Source organism: Altererythrobacter sp. B11 (assembly GCF_003569745.1).
In the GTDB taxonomy this organism is placed as follows: domain Bacteria; phylum Pseudomonadota; class Alphaproteobacteria; order Sphingomonadales; family Sphingomonadaceae; genus Croceibacterium_C.
This window is the reverse complement of the sequence record NZ_AP018498.1, coordinates 1,311,989-1,333,725: the sequence shown is the minus strand read 5'-3', so window position 1 is coordinate 1,333,725 and position 21,737 is coordinate 1,311,989. Positions and strand designations below refer to the sequence as shown.

The 21,737-nt window shown below is 65.7% G+C and carries 17 protein-coding genes; 11 read left to right on the top strand and 6 right to left on the bottom strand.

What is annotated here, in order from left to right:
- Positions 1 to 252: 252 nt before the first annotated feature.
- A complete protein-coding gene (locus AEB_RS06345) occupies positions 253 to 3,273 on the bottom strand; it encodes a TonB-dependent receptor plug domain-containing protein (protein ID WP_119082424.1) in 3,021 nt (1,006 codons plus the stop codon).
- A 424-nt stretch (positions 3,274 to 3,697) separates the two neighbouring features.
- Between AEB_RS06345 and AEB_RS06340 the strand changes: the two genes are divergently transcribed.
- Positions 3,698 to 4,453 (top strand): hypothetical protein, encoded by a 756-nt coding sequence (locus AEB_RS06340; RefSeq protein ID WP_119082423.1) that lies wholly within the window; start codon positions 3,698 to 3,700, stop codon positions 4,451 to 4,453.
- Positions 4,454 to 4,480: 27 nt separating this feature from the next.
- Positions 4,481 to 4,867 carry a DUF6152 family protein gene (locus AEB_RS06335; RefSeq protein WP_145985274.1) on the top strand — a complete coding sequence of 129 codons (387 nt, stop codon included), beginning with the start codon at positions 4,481 to 4,483 and terminating at the stop codon, positions 4,865 to 4,867.
- Positions 4,868 to 4,885: 18 nt separating this feature from the next.
- Here AEB_RS06335 and AEB_RS06330 read toward each other — a convergent pair whose 3' ends face one another.
- Together AEB_RS06330 and AEB_RS06325 are read right to left on the bottom strand one after the other, a co-directional pair.
- Positions 4,886 to 5,851, bottom strand: a complete 966-nt coding sequence (locus AEB_RS06330) for a MarR family winged helix-turn-helix transcriptional regulator (protein WP_119082421.1) — start codon at positions 5,849 to 5,851, stop codon at positions 4,886 to 4,888.
- Between the two features lie 114 nt (positions 5,852 to 5,965).
- The gene (locus tag AEB_RS06325) at positions 5,966 to 7,222 is read right to left on the bottom strand and encodes a sulfotransferase family protein (protein ID WP_231958940.1); all 1,257 of its coding nucleotides are present in this window, start codon (positions 7,220 to 7,222) and stop codon (positions 5,966 to 5,968) included.
- Between the two features lie 163 nt (positions 7,223 to 7,385).
- On the opposite strand from AEB_RS06325, the gene serS reads away from it, so the two are divergent.
- From serS to AEB_RS06310, 3 genes are all read left to right on the top strand, one after another.
- Positions 7,386 to 8,666 carry a serine--tRNA ligase gene (serS, locus tag AEB_RS06320; RefSeq protein ID WP_119082420.1) on the top strand — a complete coding sequence of 427 codons (1,281 nt, stop codon included), beginning with the start codon at positions 7,386 to 7,388 and terminating at the stop codon, positions 8,664 to 8,666.
- Entirely contained in the window at positions 8,666 to 9,421 is a 756-nt protein-coding gene (surE, locus tag AEB_RS06315) for a 5'/3'-nucleotidase SurE (protein WP_119082419.1), read from the top strand. Before serS ends, surE begins: the two co-directional genes overlap by 1 nt.
- 64 nt (positions 9,422 to 9,485) lie before the next feature.
- Positions 9,486 to 10,586 carry a potassium channel family protein gene (locus AEB_RS06310; protein WP_119084497.1) on the top strand — a complete coding sequence of 367 codons (1,101 nt, stop codon included), beginning with the start codon at positions 9,486 to 9,488 and terminating at the stop codon, positions 10,584 to 10,586.
- Between the two features lie 449 nt (positions 10,587 to 11,035).
- On the opposite strand, the gene AEB_RS06305 is transcribed toward AEB_RS06310, so the two are convergent.
- Positions 11,036 to 11,452 carry a DUF1761 domain-containing protein gene (locus AEB_RS06305; protein ID WP_119082418.1) on the bottom strand — a complete coding sequence of 139 codons (417 nt, stop codon included), beginning with the start codon at positions 11,450 to 11,452 and terminating at the stop codon, positions 11,036 to 11,038.
- A gap of 68 nt (positions 11,453 to 11,520) precedes the next feature.
- On the opposite strand from AEB_RS06305, the gene rimO reads away from it, so the two are divergent.
- The 3 genes from rimO to AEB_RS06290 all read left to right on the top strand — a co-directional run bounded on the left by rimO (position 11,521) and on the right by AEB_RS06290 (position 17,245).
- The gene (gene rimO / locus AEB_RS06300) at positions 11,521 to 12,900 is read left to right on the top strand and encodes a 30S ribosomal protein S12 methylthiotransferase RimO (protein WP_119082417.1); all 1,380 of its coding nucleotides are present in this window, start codon (positions 11,521 to 11,523) and stop codon (positions 12,898 to 12,900) included.
- Between the two features lie 381 nt (positions 12,901 to 13,281).
- A complete protein-coding gene (locus tag AEB_RS06295) occupies positions 13,282 to 16,602 on the top strand; it encodes a TonB-dependent receptor domain-containing protein (protein WP_119082416.1) in 3,321 nt (1,106 codons plus the stop codon).
- Between the two features lie 124 nt (positions 16,603 to 16,726).
- The gene (locus AEB_RS06290) at positions 16,727 to 17,245 is read left to right on the top strand and encodes a hypothetical protein (RefSeq protein ID WP_119082415.1); all 519 of its coding nucleotides are present in this window, start codon (positions 16,727 to 16,729) and stop codon (positions 17,243 to 17,245) included.
- 342 nt (positions 17,246 to 17,587) lie between these two features.
- Here AEB_RS06290 and AEB_RS06285 read toward each other — a convergent pair whose 3' ends face one another.
- Both AEB_RS06285 and AEB_RS06280 read right to left on the bottom strand, forming a co-directional pair.
- Positions 17,588 to 18,385, bottom strand: a complete 798-nt coding sequence (locus AEB_RS06285; RefSeq protein ID WP_145985273.1) for a hypothetical protein — start codon at positions 18,383 to 18,385, stop codon at positions 17,588 to 17,590.
- 10 nt (positions 18,386 to 18,395) lie between these two features.
- Positions 18,396 to 18,809 (bottom strand): DUF6152 family protein, encoded by a 414-nt coding sequence (locus tag AEB_RS06280; RefSeq protein ID WP_119082413.1) that lies wholly within the window; start codon positions 18,807 to 18,809, stop codon positions 18,396 to 18,398.
- A 117-nt stretch (positions 18,810 to 18,926) separates the two neighbouring features.
- Between AEB_RS06280 and AEB_RS06275 the strand changes: the two genes are divergently transcribed.
- The 3 genes from AEB_RS06275 (at position 18,927) to zwf (ending at position 21,707) form a co-directional block, all read left to right on the top strand.
- Positions 18,927 to 19,343, top strand: a complete 417-nt coding sequence (locus AEB_RS06275) for a secondary thiamine-phosphate synthase enzyme YjbQ (RefSeq protein WP_119082412.1) — start codon at positions 18,927 to 18,929, stop codon at positions 19,341 to 19,343.
- A gap of 35 nt (positions 19,344 to 19,378) precedes the next feature.
- Positions 19,379 to 20,179, top strand: coding sequence for a transglutaminase-like domain-containing protein (locus tag AEB_RS06270; RefSeq protein ID WP_119082411.1), 801 nt, complete (start codon positions 19,379 to 19,381; stop codon positions 20,177 to 20,179).
- Positions 20,180 to 20,273: 94 nt separating this feature from the next.
- Positions 20,274 to 21,707 carry a glucose-6-phosphate dehydrogenase gene (gene zwf / locus AEB_RS06265; protein ID WP_119082410.1) on the top strand — a complete coding sequence of 478 codons (1,434 nt, stop codon included), beginning with the start codon at positions 20,274 to 20,276 and terminating at the stop codon, positions 21,705 to 21,707.
- Positions 21,708 to 21,737 lie beyond the last annotated feature (30 nt).

Sequence of the window (21,737 nt, the reverse complement as noted above, 5' to 3'; positions counted from 1 at the left end):
GGTAAACAGGGAGTTGTTACACCCAACAAAGATAACGCAGTCCAAGTCACGGCAGGCGCGCGATGCAAGTAGCTGTTTTAAAAGTATATTTGTGATCGCTCACGCGGCAGTGCGATCCGGTTTCACGAGAAACTGCGGCTAACCATGGTAAACACGCAGTTAAGAAATCCCTCGCATCGGCGCGTATGGTAAACCGTCCGGCGCCGGCCTGCGCATGACGCAGAGCCGGCGCCCGGCGGCTTCGGCGGTGGTTCAGAAGCGGGCGCGCGCCCCGATCGTGTAGTAGCGTCCGATGGTGTCGAAATAGACCGGATTGGTCGGATACTGGAATTCCGGCACGATAGGCGGGGCCTTGTCGAACAGATTGTTGATGCGGAAGAACAGCTCGAACCCGCTGTCATCCTCCCGCAGCGGGCCCATCTTCACCGTGGCGAAGAGGTTCACGTAGAACCGGCTCGGCACGCTGTTGTCGTTGATGCTGTTTACCTCCGTGGGGGCGTAATCCGCGTCGCCAGGATCGCGATACAAGGCATCCAGAACGCCGCTGTCGACGTAACGGCCCTGCACGGTCGCGGTGAAACGCGGATTGACGAAGGTGATGAAGCCGCTGGCCGCCCATTTGGGCGATGCGATCGCGGCCGCGACGCCCGTCTGCCCGGCCCGGTCTATCTTCTGGCCGAAGGCCGTGGTCGAAAGCTCGTCGGTATAAGTAGCAAGACCGCGCAGCAGCAGCTGGTTGCTGCTTCCCAGATCGATCCGGTAATCCGCTTCGAAATCGAGCCCGCTCGTCCGCAATTCCTCGAGATTGAGCGAGATGTTGCGGATTTCCTCGACGTCCTCGCCCTGCGCGATGGTGCCGTCGTTGATCAGCGAACATGCCTGCTCGCGCCCCGCGAAACACTCGTTGATGATGTTCTGGAAGCCGCCGGGGGGCGATCCGATGTAATCCTTCACCTTGATGTTGAAGTAGTCGACCGAGAAGCGGAAGCCCTGCAGGAAAGCATGCGGCTGCAGGATCATCCCCGCGCCCCAGGTGTCTGCCTTCTCCGGCCGCAGGTAGGGGCTGCCACCGTTCAGCAGATCGGGATTGCCCACCTGCGCCGGGTTGAACGGGTTGTTCACCACGGTGAAGGAACTGGCGGAGGAGAGGAACAACTCCGCGAAGTTGGGTGCCCGGATGTCGCGCGAGCGGCTGACGCGGAAGCGCAGCCAGTCGGTCGGCTCCCAATTCGCGCTCAGCTTCCACGCGGTGGCATCGAAGGAGTTGGACGCTTGCGTCCGCAGATAGCTGCCGAAGCCGGTGATCTTGTAATGCGTCTGCCGGATCGCAGCGTTGGCAGTCAGCGCCTGAGCGCCCGGCACATCGGCCAGCAGCGGCACCTCCAGTTCCGCATAGCCTTCCACCACTTCGGTCTTGCCGTTGTAGTCTGCGCCGAAGTTCTGGAAATAGGCGTAGAGGTTGGAGAGATCGTCGTGCACCACGTCGATCTTGTCCACGCGGTATTCGGCGCCCACGGCGAGGCCGACGCTGCCGCCCGGCGCTTCGAACAGGTCGCCGTTCACATTGGCGGCGAAGACATGCTGCTCCAGCTTGATGTCCTCGATCAGCGTTCCGTAGATGTAATCCCGGGCAGCCGGATCGTAATTGTTCTCGCCGAACAGGTTCAGCGGCACGCAGCCCTGCGCGGCGGCCACCAGCGCGGGATCATTGCTCAGCAAGGCACGGCAGGTGGGATCGCCCGTGGCGGGATCGATCACCGCATCGGCGGCGAAGTAGAAATTGGCGTTGCTCTGCGCGATCGTGGCGGGATTGGTCACCGGATAGATGGCAGCGCCGACGATGAGATTGTCCACCACGCGCTGCTGACGATCGGTGCGGCTGTACTGGTAATAGCCATCCCAGTTCCAGCCGCCGCCGAAGCTGCCGTCGAGGCCTGCGGCGGCGCGATAGGTATCCGCGGCGGAGGTGCTGTAGCCGCGGGCGAAATCGTCGAACATCCGCGCCATGTTAAACGCCGGCGTGGCAGGCCGGACGAGAGAACTGGGCCCGGTGGGCTGCGCCTGTTGCGCCGCCGGGAGGGTCGCGCGAACAGCGTCCGGAATGAACGGGTTGTCCGCGAAGATCGGGATGGCGGTGTTGAAGAAGGATGTCTGCAGCAGCTGGCCATCCACATGGCCATAGGTGCCTTCGACAAAGAAATTGATGTCGTCGGTCAGCTCGTAATCGGCCGAGGCATGAACGGTGTAGCGTTCCACCGGCACGGTGATGTTGGAGTTGATGTAGGCTGGCAGGATGTCCCCGCCCACCTGATATAGAGCGAAAGACGGTCGGCCGACCGCGAAGGGCTGGGGCTGGCCATCGGCATCGAAGGTGATCCCACCGGTGCCGTAGATATTCTGCGGCCCGCCGTAGACAACGCCGGCGTTGTTGAAGCGCAAGCCGCCGTTGTCGTTGCTTCGCACGAAATTGGGCAGGCCGTTCCCGCCGCGAAAACCGACATTTGTGACGATCGCACCCGGCGTGCACCAGTCACGCGTGAAGCAATTGCCGATGCCCTTCTGGTCGGCATATTCGCCGCCGATCACGAAATGGCCGCGATCGCCCAGCGCCGTGCCGAAGGCAGCCGCCGCGTGGTAGCGTTCGCCATCACCTTCTTCTGAAATGCCGTAGTCGGCCTCCAGCTTGATGCCTTCCAGATTGCGGTTGAGGATGACGTTCACCACACCCGTGATGGCGTCGGAGCCATAGGCGGCGGAGGCGCCGCCGGTGACGATCTCCGTCCGGTCGATGAGGATCGAGGGAAGGAAGTTGAGGTCCACCGAACCTTCGCGCGTGGAGGGGGCGAAGCGGCGGCCGTTCACCAGGATCAGGTTGCGCGTCACCCCCAGCCCGCGCAGGTTCATGATGCGCGCGCCCACGTTGAAGCTGCCGAAGCCCTGCGTCTGCGGGCTGGTGGTGTCGCGGAAAGAAGGCAGCTCGGCGATCGCCTCGGCGATATTGGTCACGCCGCGGCGGGCGAGATCATCGCCGCCCAGCGTGGTCACGGGGGACGGCGCGTCGAAGGTGGTGCGCGCGAGGCGGGAGCCGGTGACGACGATCTGCCCGCCCTCCCCAGCCGTGCGGCCCTCGGGTGATCCGGCCGTTTCCGCCGGCTGGTCGGCGGCATCCTCCGCGGCATCCTCTTCCGCGAAGGCCGGCGCCGCGCAGAGCGACCCGGTAGCACTCGCAGCCAGCAGCAGGGCACGGATTCCGGACAGGTGTAGACGCTTCATTCTTCCCTCCCTTTTTCATGCTTTTCCAGCAGCCAGGGAGTGGAGGCTTACGCCGCGCAGCCGTCGCCGCGCCGGCAAGCACATGCCAGCCGGCGCGCAAGCGATGTCGCGATGCGCTTGTTCTTCCTCACCCCTTCGTGCCTTCAAGCACTTGTTAATGGGATTTTGCCCACTTGATTTCGTCAAAGTCAAGAGCGAAAGATTGCCTGTGGCAAATGACTCAGAACGGCCGCTTAGCCGTCGGCGCGGCGGCAATGAGGAACGTGGGACGGGGCAGGCGGCAATCCCCGCGCGCAATCACTTCCGCGATGCTGCGGGTATTCATGAAATTGACATTATCAACCTCCTAGTTTAGCTCCGATGATGACGCCGAAACGGCGCAAGAAGGTGGTGTGGGATGAGAATTGCCAAGGGTTTCAGTTGGATGGCGCCGGCCGTTATAGCCCTGCCCCTGCTGGGCGGAGCGGCCTTCGCCCAATCTGGCCCGGACACCGTGAATCGCGCCGCCGAATATGCCGCCATTGCCAAGCTGCCGCCGTTCGAAGGCGTGTGGCAGCCGAACTGGGGCATGGTCACCAAGCTCCGCGCCGCAGAGGGAAATGCTCCGCTGACGGAGAAGGCACGCACGGAAATCGACGCGTTCAAGGCCGAGAAGGCGGAAGGGCGCAATTTGCAGACGGATGGGGCCAACTGCATGCCCGTGGGTATGCCCGGGGTGATGCGCTATCCCTATCCGATCGAGTTCATCTACTCTCCGGGCAAGGTGAACATCGTGATCGAAACGCACAGCCTGGTGCGTCGCATTTTCACCGATGGCCGCCCTCAGCCGGAGGACCCCGACCTGCTGTTCAACGGCAACACGGTAGGCCATTGGGAAGGCGATACGCTGGTGGCGGAAACGGTGGGACTTTCCCCGCAGATTTCACTGATGGAGGGGCTTCACCCCACGCCGGATACGCGCATCCGCGAGCGCATGTCCCTGCAGGGACCGGACACGCTGATGATCGAGACCACGATCATCGACCCCGCGCTGTTCACAGAACCCTTCACCACCCAGCTCACTTACAAGCGGGAGCCTGATTGGGAGATCAGGGAATATATCTGCCAGGAAAACAATCGCGATGCGGCGGACGCCGAAGGGCGGCCCAGCATGGATCTTGGTTTTGACGAGATCGAGTGACCGCACCGCTTCGCACAGGAGACAATGATGAAGCGCCTATTTTACCCCCTCGCCGCCCTCGCGGCCGTCGCGCTGGTGCCCGTGGCCAGCTCTGCCCACCATTCCACCGCCATGTTCGAATGGGGCAAGGAAGTGCCGCTGAAGAACGCCAAGGTCGTCCGCTGGGAATGGACCAATCCGCACACCTTCCTCTACGTCACCACCGATGGGCCGAACGGCGCGGTGAAGAAATGGGCCTTCGAAGGGATGAGCCCCAACCACCTGACCCGTGCCGGCTGGTCGAAGCGATCGCTGAAGCCGGGCGATGTGGTCGACCTCACCTATTATCCGCTGCGCGACGGACGAAGCGGGGGCTTCAACGTCACGGTGACCTTCCCCGACGGACACAAGCTCAACCAGCTGCAGTTCGACTGATCCTGCCGGGGCGGGAGCTTACGGTTCCCGCTCGGCCATGGCATTGGCATTGACGATCAGCAGGTTGAGATAGGTTTCCAGCCGGCGTCGCTGCGCCTTTGTCAGCCCTTCGCAGAGGATGGCGTTCCGCCTCAGCGCATCTTCCTGCATGATGCCATGTGTCCGCCGGCCCTGCTCGGTCACATCGAAGCGTGCCGGCTGGCCCCGCGCGGGCTTGCTGCGGGCGAGCAGCCCGGCGCCCACCATTCCATCCAACGCACGGCTGACCTGCGCCTTGTCGCTATCGACGTGGCCGACCAGTTCCATGAAGGGCATGGAAGGGCGGTAGGCGAGATTGGCGAGGATCCGCCACTCGTAGTTGGACAGGCCGGTCAGCTGCTTGAACGCCAGGGTGGCGCTGCGGGCGATGATGGTCGCGAGGTTGATCAGGGCGGGCTGAACGCGGCTGGGGATTTCCACATCCTGCGCGCTTTCCACCTCCTCCACTTCGTCCCCGGCGCGTGCGCGTGCCATCTCCACGGCAAGGACGGCGGCGGCCTTGTCCATCAGGTGGGCCAACAGGCCAGCCAGTTCGAACATCTCCTGCGGGCCGAGGCCCTGCGTCAGCTCCACCTCGCGGCGCATGGCGATACTATCGATCCGCTCGCCCATCGCCCAGCCCTTCTCAGTGAGACGATAGGGATCGCGCTGCCGCTTGCGCTCCACCACGCCGCCCGCCCGGCAGGCGCTGAGCGCACGGCTGACCTGAGAGACATCGTTGCCGAGCAGTGCGGCGAGCGCGGAAACCCGCCCTTCCTCCACGCGGTAGAGCGTCAGCACGATGCGCCGTTCCATGACGTTCTGCGGTTCGAGGCCAAGGTAATCCAGCCGGGCGCTCTTGCGCAGCAGCCGCCGCAGCAACAGGAAATGCGCACTCAGCAGGTCGCGCTGGACACCCGCCAGCGGAGCGACCCAGCTCGCCTTCGTATCGAGATCGACGTCCACCGCTGATGCCGCGCTTTCCAGCGTTGCTTCTCCTCCAGGCCCCCATGGCGGAGCGGAGCGCAGCGGCAGCGCGATGTCAAGCGGCGTGGACGGGCGCGATCTTCGAGACAGGCCCTAGCGGGCGATGCCGTAGGTTCTCACATAGTCGCCGAGTTCCAGCTGAACGCGCTCCGGCTCCAGGCCGAACTCCTCGAGGCTGTATTCATGCGGTGGGCGCTTCAGCCGCGCCGTTCGGCGCTGATAGGCCTCCATGGCCGGCAAGGCCGGGGCGATGTCCAGCCCCAGAAAGCGATAGACCCGCTCCATCGCGCCGCGCCAGTCGCTCTCCATGTCGTCGTAATGCACGTCGATCATCCTTTCGCGCGGGATGTGATCGCGCGCATCGCGCATGCGGCGGATCTGCAGCGCCGTCTTGCGCAACCATTCGCGGCCGATCGCCTCCGGCCGGGCCTGGTCAGAATAGATGATCGTCTGGTTCCAGGCGAGCGAGGCGGCGCTGCCCACCACCGCCAGCGGATCGCGATGCGTGAAGATCAGCCGCGCGTCCGGGAAGACCTTGAGCAGCGCGGGCAGGTCCAGCATGTGCTGCGGCGTCTTGAGTATCCACGGCCGCAGGCTGGAGGATTGCTGCGACCAGCCGATCAGCTGCAGCAGCCGCGCCATCTGGCGATAGGCCGGCACAGCGTCCTGCTGTTCGCACCAGCGGCCATAGCTGGGCACCCACCATTGCGCCTCGTGCTTCATGCCCCAGAAGCTGCTGACCAGCAGCCCCAGCTCCTCCTCCGGTTCCAGCGGGCCCGTGGGATGGATGGTGAGCGTGCGTGGATTGGCCAGCCGGGCGACGCGCAGGATGCGGCTTGCGAGCACCTGCCGGCTATCCTTGCCGCCGAAACGGAAATCCGGCCGCGGCACGGGGCTGATCGTTTCGAAGCTGCGCAGATGGGAGAAGCGGCGATCGGCCGACAGCAGACGGTGCATCCGCGTGGTGCCCGATCGCATCGGCCCCACCACGATCACCGGGCGCGGCAGGGGCCGTTCCAGAATCTCGGGATGGCGTTCGAACCATTGCTGCGCCCACAGCCGATCGTGCAGCACCTTCTCGATCTGCGCCTGCGCCGCCCACTGGCCGGCAGCATTTAGTCGCGCTTCGCCGCGCAATGCCGCCAGCAGCACCGCCAGCGGCTTTTCGAACCACGGATCGCCGAAATCCTCGAGACCGGTATGCGCCCGCGCGCGGTCGAGCAGCGCCTCCTTCTCCAGCACAGGGGCCTGCGCCAGCCCCGTGCGGCGGGCCAGCGCCATGGCGCCGTTCAGCCCGTCAATGAAACGGGTGCGCCGCGGTGGCTGAAGGCTTGCATCGCGCGAAATCACCTGCTCCCCGATCCTTCTCCCCACGCGCATCTACCGTGCGTGGGGGCTGCCCCGCGCGGGCATGGCATGTAAGCCATTACGTGCAAGCCCCGCGGCGGTTCCGCGCCATCCCGGCCGGTTTCACCACTGGACAAGCACCGCACGCTGCGGGATAGGCCGCGCCATGCACGATCTGCGCTTTATCCGCGAACATCCGCAGGCTTTCGACGCGGGGCTGGCCCTGCGCGGCGTCACACCCGCTTCGGCCGAGATCCTGCGGCTGGACGAGCGCCGCCGCGAAATCACCACCCAGCTGCAGACCGCCCAGAGCCGCCGGAACGAGGCGAGCCGCGAAGTCGGGCAGGCGATGCGCAATGGCGAGGTCGAATCGGCCGAGATGCTAAAGGCCGAAGTCGCGCAGCTGAAGGATGCCATGCAGCGCTGCGAGGAGGATGCGGCGAGCGTGGGCGCGGAGCTCGACGCGATCCTGCAGGGCCTGCCCAACATCCCGATCGAGGGCGTGCCGGAGGGCGCGGATGAGAGCGGCAATCAGGAAGTCGGCCGCTGGGGCACCCCGTGCGACTTCGCCTTCACGCCGCGCGAACATGCCGATCTCGGCCCTGCGCTGGGGCTGGACTTCGAAACCGCCGCCGCCATGTCCGGCGCCCGCTTCGCCTTCCTGCGCGGGCAAATGGCGCGGCTGGAACGTGCGCTGGGCCAGTTCATGCTCGATTTCCAGACGGGCGAGCGCGGCTATACCGAATGCGCGCCGCCGTTGATGGTGCGGGACGAGGCGGTGTTCGGCACCGGGCAGCTGCCCAAATTCGCGGACGACCTGTTCCGCACCACCGATGGCCGCTGGCTGATCCCCACCGCCGAAGTGAGCCTGACCAATTCGGTGCGCGAGCAGATCCTGGGTGATCTCTCCACGCCGATCCGCCTGACCGCGCAGACGCCCTGCTTCCGGTCCGAAGCCGGCGCCGCGGGCCGCGATACGCGCGGCTATATCCGCCAGCACCAGTTCCTGAAGGTGGAGCTGGTGTGCATCTGCCGGCCGGACGACTGGATGGCGGAGCATGAGCATATGGTCGCCAGCGCCGAAGGCGTGCTGCAGGCGCTCGGCCTGCCCTATCGCAAGATGCTGCTTTGCGCGGGCGATATGGGCGCCACGGCGAAGAAGACCTTCGATCTGGAAGTGTGGCTGCCGGGGCAGGATGCCTATCGCGAAATCAGCTCGATCAGCTGGTGCGGCGATTTCCAGGCGCGGCGGATGAACGCCCGCTACCGGCCGGAGGGCGAGAAGAAGACCGAGTTCGTCCACACGCTGAACGGATCGGGCCTTGCCGTGGGCCGCACGCTGGTGGCGGTGCTGGAGAATTACCAGCAGGAGGACGGCTCCGTCACCGTGCCCGAACCGCTGCTGCCCTATATGGGCGGATTGGACCGTCTGGTGCCGGCCGCCTGATGCGCATTCTCCTGACCAATGACGATGGCTTCCACGCCCCCGGCATGCGCGTGCTGGAAGCGATCGCGGCCGAGCTTTCCGACGACGTGTGGGTCTGCGCCCCGGCGGAAGAGCAATCGGGCGCGGGCCATTCGCTCACCCTGCACAGCCCGGTGCGGCTGCGCCAGCATGGGGAGAAGCGCTTCTCCGTCACCGGGACGCCCACGGATTCGGTGAATCTGGCGCTGCGCAAGCTGTTTCGCGATGCCATGCCCGATCTGGTGATCTCCGGTGTCAACAATGGCGAGAACCTGGGCGACGACATCACCTATTCGGGCACGATTTCGGCGGCGATGGAAGGCGCGCTGGCGGGCATCCCGGCCATTGCGCTGAGCCAGGCGCTGCGCGGCACGGACCACGGCTTCGCCGCGACCGAAGCCTGGGCCGCCCGGGTGCTGCGCCCGATGCTGAAACTGCCGATGGCGAAGCGCACGCTGATAAATGTGAACTTCCCCGCCCTCGCCGCTGACGAGGTGAAGGGCGTGCGCGTGGTGCGGCAGGGCTTCCACGATTACCAGCGCGGATCGCTGGTGGAAGGGATCGACCCGCGCGGCCGGTCCTATTTCTGGTTCGGGCTGGAAGACGTGGAGCACACGCTGGACCACGGCACCGATCTGGAAGCCGTGTCCGACGGCTATATTGCCGTCACCCCCTTGCAGCTGGACCTGACGCATCATCCGGCGATCGGCAGGCTGGCGGAATGCTTCGCCACCTGATCGCCAGTTCCCCGCGCGCCGCAGCCGCCCGGCTGTGGGCGGCGGGGATTGCGGGCCGCCGCTGATGGCCCGCGCGCACCGGCCCAGCTCGCATCGGCCCAGCAAGGGTCGGGAGGCCGCTCGCGCCCGGCGCTTCACTCCGCTGCGCCGCGCGCTGAAAGTGCCCGTGTGGGCCGATCTGGGCCTGCGGCTGGCCGCCGCCGTTGCGCTGGTGATGATTGTGGTGCTGATCCACTGGTTCGATCGCGACGGGCTGATCGACAATCACGATGGCCATGTCAGCTTCCTCGACGTGGTCTATTTCACCATGATCTCCATCACCACCACCGGCTTCGGCGACATCGCGCCGATCAGCCCGCGCGCCCGGCTGGTGGAAGCGATCATCGTCACCCCGATCCGCTTCGCGGTGATCTTCATCTTCGTGGGCGCGGCGTATAATTTCATCATCAAGCGCAGCTGGGAGAAGTTCCGCATGGCCCGCATTCAGGACAAGCTCTCCGACCATGTGGTGGTGCTCGGCTTCGGCATTTCCGGGTCCGAGGCCGTCACCGAGCTGATCGAGCGCGGCACCGATCCGCATTGCATCGTGGTGATGGACACCAAGCCCGACCGGCTGGCGCAGGCCGAAGCGATGGGCTGCAACGTGATCGAGGCCGACGCCACGCGCGACGAACATTTGATGGCCGTGCGCATCCGCGAGGCGCGCACCGTGTTGGTTTCCGCCGGGCGCGACGATGCCTCCATCCTCATCGTGCTGACCGTGCGGCATCTCGCGCCCGAGGTGCCGATCAGCGTGGTGGTGCGCGCCGCGGATAACGAGATCCTCGCCCGGCAGGCAGGGGCCGACAATGTCATCAACCCCGTGCGCTTCACCGGCCTGCTGCTGGCCGGCAGCGCACAGGGGGCGCATATCGCCGACTATCTGGCCGATCTCGCCTCGGTCAGCGGCCGGGTGCAGCTGGTCGAACGGCCGGTGCGGCCCGAGGAGATCGGCAAGCCGCTGAGCGCCCTCGCCACCGGCGGGCAGGGCCTGCGCATCTATCGCGGCGGCACCCCCTGGGGGTTCTGGGATCCGCAGGCCGCGGCGCTGCAACCCGGCGACATCGTGGTGGAAATCCGCCCGACCGACGCCCCGGCCGAATCGGACGAGGAAATCGCCGGCTGAACGCCCATTTTGGCGCGTCCGGCTGGAACACGCTGGAACACCTTGGAACAGGGTTCATAGCAGAAAAACCTTCCGCCCTTTCAACGGCTTCGGCGGATCGGGAAAAAGGCAGACGATGACAAAGAGCGAAGCGCAGAGTGACACTCCGCGCGCGCTGTAGGAAAGCGCTGCCCGCGCCCCCCTCTTCACGGTGAGCACCCGCGTCGTTCCCCCCCACCTTCGTCATTCCCGCGTAGGCGGGAATCCAGCAGGCCGAGCGCGGGGCCGCATCCGGGCCGAACCCTCCGCGCGGGATTCCCGCCTTCGCGGGAATGACGAATTAGGGCTATGCGCCGGACCGTCTCGCCGCAGCCGTAAAGGCGCGGAAGAACACGAGCGGATGACACCGCTCCCTCCCCCTCGTCATTCCCGCGCAGGCGGGAATCCAGTGAGCCCCGCGCATGCCCCCCTCAGCTGAACGCCACGAACACCCCGCCCATCGCCGCCATGCCGACGATGAGATACGCCGCGTCGATGGCGAACAGCTTGCCGGGGCGCATCTGGAACAGATAGTTGATGCCCAGCGCCGGGGTCATGATCGTGGCGCCGAAGCCCACGGCCATCATCATGATCACATGCGGCGGCGGATTGGTGCGGGCGATGTTGTGGCCCAGCATCAGCGAAATCAGCAGTTCGAACAAGAAGGCCAGCAGCATGATCAGCCAGGTGGGGTTCTGCCCCGGCCGCGGGCCCGCCTTGATCATGTCATCGGTAAAGCCGTTCAGTTCGCGCCATGGCTTGCCGAACAGCACACCATACCACAGCGCGCCCACCACGAAGAATGCCAGTGCCCCCAGGAACACCGGCAGCAGGTTCACATTGCCCATCGCACACCCTCCTCCAGAAGGGCGCACCCTAGCGAAAAATGCCCCACGGGTGTAGGGGCGCGCGAATCATGGCACCCCCTTCTGCCCAAACCACCATCCCCGACCAGAAGAAGGTCGGCATGGTCAGCCTCGGCTGCCCCAAGGCGCTGGTCGATTCCGAGCGCATCCTCACGCGCCTGCGCGCCGATGGCTATGCCATGAGCCCGGACTATGCCGGGGCCGACGTGGTGCTGGTCAACACCTGCGGCTTCCTGGACAGCGCGAAGGAAGAAAGCCTGGAGGCGATCGGCGAAGCCATGGCCGAAAACGGCCGCGTGATCGTGACCGGCTGCATGGGGGACGAGGCGGAAGCGATCCGCGCCCGCTTCCCCCAGGTGCTGGCGGTGACGGGGGCGCATCAATATGAAGCGGTGGTGGAAGCGGTGCATGAAGCCGCCCCGCCCACGCAGGGGCCGTTCATCGACCTGATCCCGCAGCCCGACGTCAAGCTCACGCCGCGGCACTACAGCTATCTGAAGATCTCCGAAGGCTGCAACCATTCCTGCGCCTTCTGCATCATCCCGCAATTGCGCGGCAAGCTGGCCAGCCGGCGCATCGACGCCGTGCTGCGCGAGGCGGAAAAGCTGGTGGCGGCGGGGACCAGGGAACTGCTGGTGATCAGCCAGGACACCTCCGCCTATGGCGTGGATACGCGCCATGAGGAGCGGATGTGGAAGGGCCACCCCGTTCGCGCGCATATGACCGATCTGGCGCGCGAGCTGGGCCAGCTGCGCACGCCCGAAGGCGACGTGCCCTGGGTGCGGCTGCACTACGTCTATCCCTATCCGCATGTCGATGCGGTGATCCCGCTGATGGCCGAAGGGCTGCTGACGCCCTATCTCGACATTCCCTTCCAGCATGCCAGCCCCGCCGTGCTGCGGGCGATGAAGCGCCCGGCTAACGAGGCGAAGGTGCTGGAACGGCTGAAGGCCTGGCGCGCCATCGCGCCCCACATCACCGTGCGATCCAGCTTCGTCGTCGGCTTCCCCGGCGAGACGGAGGATGATTTCCGCTATCTGCTCGATTGGCTGGAAGAGGCGCAGCTGGATCGGGTGGGCGGCTTCCGCTTCGAGCCGGTGACCGGCGCCGCCGCCAATGCCCTGCCCGATCCGGTGCCCGAAGCGGTCAAGGAAGAACGCTACGCCCGGCTGATGGAAGTGACCGAGCGGATCAGCGCGGCCAAGCTGGCGGCCAAGGTCGGCCGAACCATTCCGGTGATTATCGACGAAGTCGGTGAACCGGATGAGGATGGCGACAGGGGTGCCACCGGCCGCAGCCAGGCGGATGCGCCGGAGATCGACGGGCAGGTGCTACTGCGCAATGTGCCGGCCAGCCTGCAGCCCGGGGACTTCGCCCGCGTGCTGATCGAAGATGCGGATGCGCATGATCTGTTCGGCGTAATCGCCTGAACGAAACGGGCGGCACGCGCCGGCCTTCCCCTCCTGATTTGGAACCTGCCGCGCTGGCCCACCAGCGCGAGCGCCGTGCCGTCTGCCGCAATTGTGGTTCGCTCCCTAATAATGCTCACTTAAACTATTTGTTGGACGAATCATTTTGGAATGATACCGATCCTGCCGGGAAGGGGTGGACGCAGAAGCCGCCCCGCCCGGGAGGGGAGAGGGTTCACTGCTCGCAGAACCGTCAGACGTCGGCCCGCGCCGGCGGCGCGCCGCGGCGCGATGAGCGCTTCCCCCATCCGCATCACGGCGCTGGGGTGCGGTCGCATCCCCAGACCAGACAAGGGCGCCCCGCCCCGGCGGCGGAGGCACTGACAAGGGGAGAGTCAGGACATGAGCAGAAACGGAAAGACGCACAGGGCCATCCTTCTGGCCGGTGCCGCCTGTGCGATCGCGGCGGCTGCGCCCGCCCACGCCCAGCAGGCTGAGCAAGGCAACGAGCCGGAGGCGCAGCGCAGCGAGGCCGCCGCGCCCGCCGAAAACCGCATCGTGGTGACCGGATCGCGCATCCAGCGGCCTGACTACACCGCCACCAGCCCGATCGTGACGGTCGATTCCGAGCTGATCGAACAGAGCAGCGCGGTGAATCTGGAGGCCAATCTCAACAAGCTGCCGCAATTCAGCCCGGCCCTGACGCAGTTCGACACGGCGGACATCCAGCCCAACGCCAACAGCACGCCGGGCATTTCCACGGTCAGCCTGCGCCAGCTGGGCGCCAACCGCAATCTCGTGCTGCTCGACGGGCGGCGCGCGACGCCGATCAACGGCACCGGCGTGATCGACATCAACTCCATACCCTCCGCCGCCATCCAGCGGGTGGAGATCATCACCGGCGGCGCATCCTCCACCTATGGCGCGGATGCCGTGGGTGGCGTGGTCAATTTCATCCTCAAGGACGATTTCACCGGCGTCGATTTCGATGGGCAGGTCAGCTTCTCACCGCAGGGCGGGGGCGAGGAATATCGCGTATCCAGCCTGATCGGCGCCTCGCTGGACGATGGCCGGGGCAGCGTGATCCTGGGCATGGAATATTACAAGCGCGAGCAGCTGCTGCGGCGCGACCGCAAATCCTTCCGCCGGGCGCAGAGCGACCCCACGGTGCGCGGGGAGGAGTTCTTCCTCTCGGAAAACTACGTCTCCACCGGGGGGACCAATCCCTTCAACGAAGCGCTGCTGACATCCTATTTCCCCGGCGCGCCGGTGGCGGTGCCGGGCACATCCTCACTCTATCTGAACGACGACGGCTCGCTGTGGACCAACACCTCGCGCACGGTGGGGGGCGTCTATTACCCGCTGCTGCTGAACTATCAGGGCGGCACGGACGGGGGGCTGACGCGCAAGGTGCTGGACACCGGCCTGCTGGAACAGAACAATCCCGATCGCATCCTCTCCTCGCCGCAGGATCGCTATTCCTTCTTCGCCAAGGGGAAATACGATCTGACCGACTGGGCGACCTTCATCGGCCAGGCCTATTTCGCGCGCACGCAGACCCGCTCCGTGTCCTTCAACACGGTGCTGCTGGGCTCCACGGGGACCGAGATCCCTTACAACGACCAGATCTATACCGGCAGCACGTGGATCAATAACGAGGCGGACTACAAGGTCTCCTCCGTCCTGCCCAATGGCAACACCAATCCCGATTTCATGGCCGGCGGGCGTTACGGCCTCAATTGCGGCCCGGTGGGTGGCTGCACCAACAAGGAGGTGTTCCCTGTCCCCGGCAATATCGCGGCCTTGCTGAACAGCCGGCCCAATCCCAACGCACCGTGGACGGCGAATTATTCGCTCGATGCCTTCGGCCGCCGCGGGACGGAGAATTTCAACAACACCTTCCAGATCCAGCTGGGCTTCGAAGGCTCCATCCCCGGCACTGATTTCACCTGGGACTTCATCGGTTCCCACGGCGAGACGATCGCCAAGACCAATCTGATCGGGCTGGTGGCGCTGGAGCGGTTCCGCGCCATCCTCACCTCGCCCAATTTCGGGCGGAACTTCTTCGCCCTGGGCAATGATGGCCAGCGCTATGGCGCCACCGCCAGCTGCGAGAGCGGGCTGAGCCCCTTTATCGTGGATTCCGCCTTCAGCGCGGATTGCGATCTGGCCAGCAGCGCCGACGTGCAGTTCGAAAATCGCATCTCGCAGGATCTGCTGGAAGCAAACCTGCAGGGCGGCCTGTTCGACCTGCCGGGCGGGCAGCTGCGCTTTGCCGTCGGCGCGGCCTATCGCAAGAACTCGCTCGAATTCTATTCCGACAGTTCGGCCTATGAAGGATCGTCCTTCTACCAGACCACCACCACCTTCCCCCAGGCCAGCACCAAGGGCTCCACCTCGGTGAAGGAGCTGTATGGCGAATTGCTGGTGCCGGTGCTTTCGGACCTGCCCTTCGTGGAGGATCTGAACCTGGAGCTGGGCTATCGCCTGTCGGACTACGATTCCGTGGGCACCATCGGCACCTACAAGATCAACGGCGAATGGGCGCCGACTTACTGGCTGCGGTTCCGCGGCGGGTATCAGAAGGCCAGCCGCGCGCCGAACCTGGGCGAATTGTTCACCGCCCGCACCAGCGTGCTCACCTTCTCGCGCGATGGCGATCCCTGCTCGCTGGAGAACAACACCTCGCCCGTTCGCTACGGCAATTATTCGGCCAATCCCGATCTCAACACCAATGGCACGGCCGCGCAGGTGCAGGCGCTGTGCCGCCAGCTGATGGGGGCTGATGGCTCCGCCATCTATTACGCCGCCGGGCGCGACGATTACCTGCTGGGCGGCCAGTATTTCACCCAGCTGCTGGCAGGCGCCGACGGCCTGCGCGAGGAAACGGCCAAGACCTACACGATCGGCGCCGTGATCACCGCGCCCACGGATACGCCCTGGCTCAGCCGCCTGCGCATGTCGGTGGATTACTACAACATCAAGCTGACCGACGGCATTTCGCAGCTCGGCCTGGATTCGGTGCTGCGCCAGTGCTTCACCAGCGAATTCAATCCGAACTTCGAACTCAATGACGCCTGCCAGCGGATCGAGCGCGACAATGTGAACGGCAATATGCAGGTCGTCACGGTCAATTACGACAACCAGGGCGCGGTCGAGACCGCCGGCGTGGACGTGCAGCTGGACTGGGCGCTGCGGTTCGAGGATGTGGGCATCGGCCTGCCGGGCGCGATCTCCACCAATGTGAACTTCAACTATCTGGACAAGTTCGCCACCACCACGGATCAGGTCGCCATTCCGCTGGTGGATTATGCGGGCACGCTGGGTGGCGGCGAAGTGGGCACCAATGCCGGTTCCTATCGCTGGAAGCTGTTTACCCGGCTGAACTATTCGGTCGGCCCGGCCACGGTGGGCCTGCAATGGCAGCACAAGCCCTCGGTCAAGGCGTCGCAGGCGGCCACGGATACGAACAACAACGTGGCCGGCGCACCCGCCTATGACCTGTTCAACCTCACTGCCAGCTATGAGCTGATGGACAAGGTGACCTTGCGCGGCGGGGTGGACAATCTGTTCGACAAGGCGCCGCCCTATGTCGGCTATTTCACCGACGACGTGCTGGGCGACGGCACGCCCCGGTGGCCACAGGCAGCGAGCCCGTACAACGCCAGCCAGTATGACGTGCTGGGCCGCCGCTTCTACATCGGTGTGAAGGTGCAGCTCTAACGGCGGCTACCGGGTTCCCGGCACCCAGCCCGGGAAAACTGGCAATGGCGGCAGGCCCCCTCCCTGAAAAAAGGGCCTGCCGCCATTGTTCGGCCCCTCCCTTGCCGGAGCGATAGGATCAAGCATGAACAGGCAGATCATCACCGCCCTCGCCGCCCTGCTGCTGCTCGCCTGCGGCGCCGCCGCGACTGCGCAGGGTACGGATTACGAAGCGATCGTGCGAACCATGCGTCAATGCGCGCGCATCGCCGACGTCCCCGCGCGCGTCGCCTGCTACGACCAGACCGTGGGCGCGGAGCGGCTCATCTCCGGTGAGGCCGCACCAGCAGCGCCGACCGCCGCGCCTCCACCGCCGCCGGAAGGCTTCGGAGCCGAAGCCCTCCCCCGCCGGGTCGAGCGGGACGAAAGGGAGCAGGAACCGGACCGGGTGGAGGCGCAAGTGCGCGCGGCGGAACAGCTCGGCCCCGGCGTCTTCCTGCTGACACTGGCGGATGGCGCGCAGTGGCAATTCGTGGATGCCGTGCCCTTCTCCTACAGCCCGCCCCGCCCCGGCGCGCCGGTGGAGATCAGCCGCGCAGCGCTGGGCAGCTTCCAGCTGCGCTATTCAGGGCAGCGCCCGGTGCGGGTGAAGCGGATCCGCTGAGGAGCGGGTGGCCAGAACACATCCCTTTGTTTCTTCGTCATTCCCGCGCAGGCGGGAATCCAGCCGGAACGCCAGACGCAGCGCGCGTCCTTCGACAAGCTCAGGACGGGCGGGTTTTGTGACCTGCCTCGCCACCTTCGTCATTCCCGCGCGGGCAAAGCACGCCCCACGACACCCTTCTTCGTCATTCCCGCGTAGGCGGGAATCCAGTCAGCGCCGGCCCTTGCCGCCCCGGATCCCCGCCTGCGCGGGGATGACGAAGGTCAGGTTAGGCAAGGGATGACACCCCCCCCCCGCTCGTCCTGAGCCTGTCGAAGGACGCGCGCCCGTCCAAAGCGCGCATCACTGGCCCTCGGCCGCCTTTCCGCCCTCACTCATTTGCTGGTATTCCAGCGCGAAGCTGGGATCGCATTCATAGGGAAAGACATATTGCCCCGGCCGCCGGTCCCATTCGATCCAGCGGGCACCGTTGTTTTCCAGCACTTCCGGATCGGAGAACCACTGCATCGCCATCAGCTTCTTGCCATCCGGGCTGAGGCGATAGCGTTCGACCATGTGGACGTCGGCGGTGTGGTCCAGCCCGTTGTTGGTGATGGTGGAGGGGGCGATATGGGTGGTGTCCACCACCAGCTCATCACCTTCCCAATGGCCGATGGAATGGCCCATCTTGCTGTGCGGCGCATCGGCCGGCGGATGGCCGCGGCCGTCCATGAAGATCAGCCGCACCTGATCGAAATATTCGTATTTGAAGGCGATGAGATCCTTCGTCTGGTGCACTTCGAAGGGGAACGGTCCCTGCACCGAATAGACGATGGAAGGCGGCACGCACACGCGGTCCAGCGTCATGTCATCGGTCGGCTGCCAGCTTTTCGCATGCTCCAGCGCCTGGGGCGTGAGCTTGAGCCCGCCGAATTCCATGCGCGGAAACTCGGCCACGCCGGAATCCGCGATGATGACCGTGTCCGCCGGCAGTTCGGCCACCATCTTCGGATCGGGATCGCCCATGTCGAACACGGGGGCCCAGAAGCCTTCCAGATCGGGCGGCGCGCCATCCCCCTGCGCAAGCGCGGCGGCGGGCAGGCACAGCGCGGCCAACGCCATCAAAGGCGCGATCAGCGGCATGCGGAGCGGGCGCATCATCCGGCCGGGCCTATTCATCGGTGATGCCGAAGGCGGTCTGGCCGATGGGCTTGCCCTGCGCGTCGCGCGCCATGCGCAGGCGCAGGTAGGGCTTGCCGTCGCGCGCGGCCCAGCCTTCGATCGTCACCACATCGCCGGGCTTCAGGCTCTGCCGCGTCCAGCCGCGGCGGGTGAGCACCACCGGCGCATTGGTTTCCACGCGCCATTTCTCCACGCTGCCATCGGGCTTCTTAACGTCCAGCGCGATGGTGCCGTGCGGATTGGTGAAGCGGAAGGCGGTGACGGTCCCGGTGATGGTGACCATCTTCTGCGGATCGAAGAACACCGCGAAGGAATGATGCGCCAGCGCCGGCGGAGCGGTGCCCAGCCCCATCGCCGCCAGCGCGACGGCCGCGGCTGCATGGCGTTTGCGAAACCCGCCCATATCTTCCTTCTCCCACCGACAACGGCCCCTGCCGCTCTGTTGACGAAGTCCTACTCGCACCCTGCGCGACCGCCAAGCCCCTCGCAGTGAACAAGACGCGCCGCTATAGCCGCGGCCATGCAACAGGCGCAGACCCGCTTCACCATCGCCACCCATGGGGCCGGCCTTGTCGAGTTCACCGGCGAGGTCGCCGGCTGGCTGGGCGGCACGGGGATCGAGACGGGGTTGCTCACGCTGTTCTGCCGCCACACCTCCGCCTCGCTGACGATCAATGAAAATGCCGCCCCGGCGGTAAAGCGCGACCTGCTGCGCTGGCTGGACAAGGCAGTGCCCGAAGGCCGGCATTACGAGCATGACGATGAAGGGCCGGACGATATGCCCGCGCATATCAAGGCGATGCTGACCGGCAACAGCCTGACCGTGCCGGTGGCCGAAGGGCGCATGGCGCTGGGCACCTGGCAGGGGATTTACCTGATCGAACATCGCGCCGTGCCGCATCGCCGCAACATCGTGGCGCATATAATCGGCGAATGACCGGAAACTCCCCGGCGGCGGAGCATTGCCAGCCCATGGCTATCGAAATCGAAACGCAATTCTCCTTCGCCCTCGAAGGCGTCGGCGACGTCCTCCTCCAGTTCGAGGCGGCGGCGATCCCCGAGCAGGAAATCCTGGAAACCTCCACCACGATGAGCGAGGCGGATCATGTGGCGCGTATCGCGGCGCATGACGGGATCGGGGAACGTATCTGGTTGCGCGCCACCGGCCCGATCGAGGTCCGCTATGCCGCGCGGGTGGAGCCGCGCCGCATCACTGCCGATCTCGCCACCCTGGGCGGGCTCGATCCGCATCTGCTGCCGGCGGACACGGTGCAATATCTGTTCGATTCCCGCTATTGCCCCGGCGCACCGTTCCAGCCCTTCGTGGAGGCGGAGTTCGGCGGCCTGCAGGGCGGCGCGCGCATCGCCGCGATCCGCGACTGGGTGGCGGAACGCTTCCGCTACGAACCGGGCAGCAGCGATACCCACACCACCGCGCTGGACAGCTTCGTGGAGCGGCGCGGCATCTGCCGCGACTATGCCCATGTGGTGATCTCGCTCGCCCGCGCCTCGGCCATCCCGGCCCGCTATGTCAGCGCCTATGCCCCCGGCGTGGAGCCGCCCGATTTCCATGCCGTGGCCGAAGTGTTCCTGCGCGATCCCACCATTGCCGGCGGTGGAAGCTGGCAGATCGTGGACGCCACCGGCATGGCGGACCCTGCGGAGACGGCCAAGATCGGCGTGGGCCGCGATGCGGCCGATGTCAGCTTCATGACCAGTTTCGGCGAAGCGCGCTTTGGCGAAAAGACCGTTTCCGTGCGGGCGAACGGCTGATCTTTCTCTTGCCGCATGGCCTGCGGCGGTGCAGCATAAGGGTTCTGCGGGCAGGGTCGGCCTAATTCGTTTCCATTGTGGGAGAGGCTTTTTCATGAGTTCGACGGCCGATGCGCTGCTGTTGTTCGGCGCCACGGGCGATCTTGCCCAGCGGATGCTGCTGCCTTCGCTGTGCGCGCTGCATTCCGATGGTTTGCTGGACCCCGATCTGCGCATCGTGGGCACCGCCCGTTCGGAGATGAGCGATGCGGAGTTCCGCAATTTCGCCCGCGCCGCGCTGGAAAAGTTCATGCCCGCCAACCGGCGCAGCGGCATGGCCGATTTCCTCAACCGGCTGAGCTACCAGCCGCTGGACGTGAAAGACCCGGCCGGCTTCAAGGCGGTGGCGGAAAAGGCCGCGCGCCCGGGGGAGAAGCTGGCGATCTTCCTGTCCACCGCGCCCAGCCTGTTCGAAACCACGATCAAGGGTTTGCAGGGCGCGGGGCTGACCGGCGAAGGCGCGCGGATCAGCCTGGAAAAGCCGCTCGGCATCGATCTCGCCTCCAGCCGGGAGATCAACGACGCGGTGGCCGCGGCCTTCCCCGAAAGCCGCATTTTCCGCATCGATCACTATCTGGGCAAGGAGACGGTGCAGAACCTGATCGCGCTGCGCTTTGCCAACATCATGTTCGAACCGCTGTGGAATTCCCAGCATATCGACCATGTGCAGATCACCGTGGCCGAAACGGTGGGCCTGGAAAGCCGCGTCGATTTCTATGACGAGGCGGGCGCGCTGCGCGACATGGTGCAGAACCACATGCTGCAGCTGCTGGCGCTGGTGGCCATGGAACCGCCGACCAGCTTCGATTCCAGCGCCGTGCGTGACGAGAAGGTGAAGGTGCTGCGCGCACTGCGCCCCATCGGCCCCGGCGAAAGCGTGACCGGCCAGTATCGCGCCGGCGCCACCGGCGGGCAGATCGTCCCCGGCTATGACGAGGAACTGGGCCGCGAAAGCGACACCGAAACCTTCGTGGCGCTGAAGGCCCATGTCGACAATTGGCGGTGGAAGGGCGTGCCCTTCTACCTGCGCACCGGCAAGCGGCTGCCCAAGCGGCGGACGGAAATCCTCGTCCAGTTTCGCTGCATCCCCCATTCGATCTTCAGCGGCACGCGCACCGTGCCCAACCAGTTGCTGATCGGGATCCAGCCGGAAGAGAACATCACGCTTTCGCTGATGGCCAAGGTGCCGGGCCTCGACCGCGAGGGGATGAGCCTGCGCGCCGTGCCGCTGGAAATCGCCATGCCCGACGCCTTCACCGGCGTGCATCGCCGCATCGCCTATGAACGGCTGCTGCTGGACCTGATCGAATGCGACCAGACGCTGTTCGTCCGGCGCGACGAGGTGGAGGCGCAATGGGCCTGGGTGGATGCCATCCGCGAACAATGGCGCAAGGAAGGCCTGACGCCGCGCACCTACAGCGCGGGAAGCTGGGGGCCGAGCGCGGCGATCGCGCTGGCCGAACGCGACGGCGTCAGCTGGCATGAATGAGTTTTTCGCCTCCCCCACGAGGCGCAATGG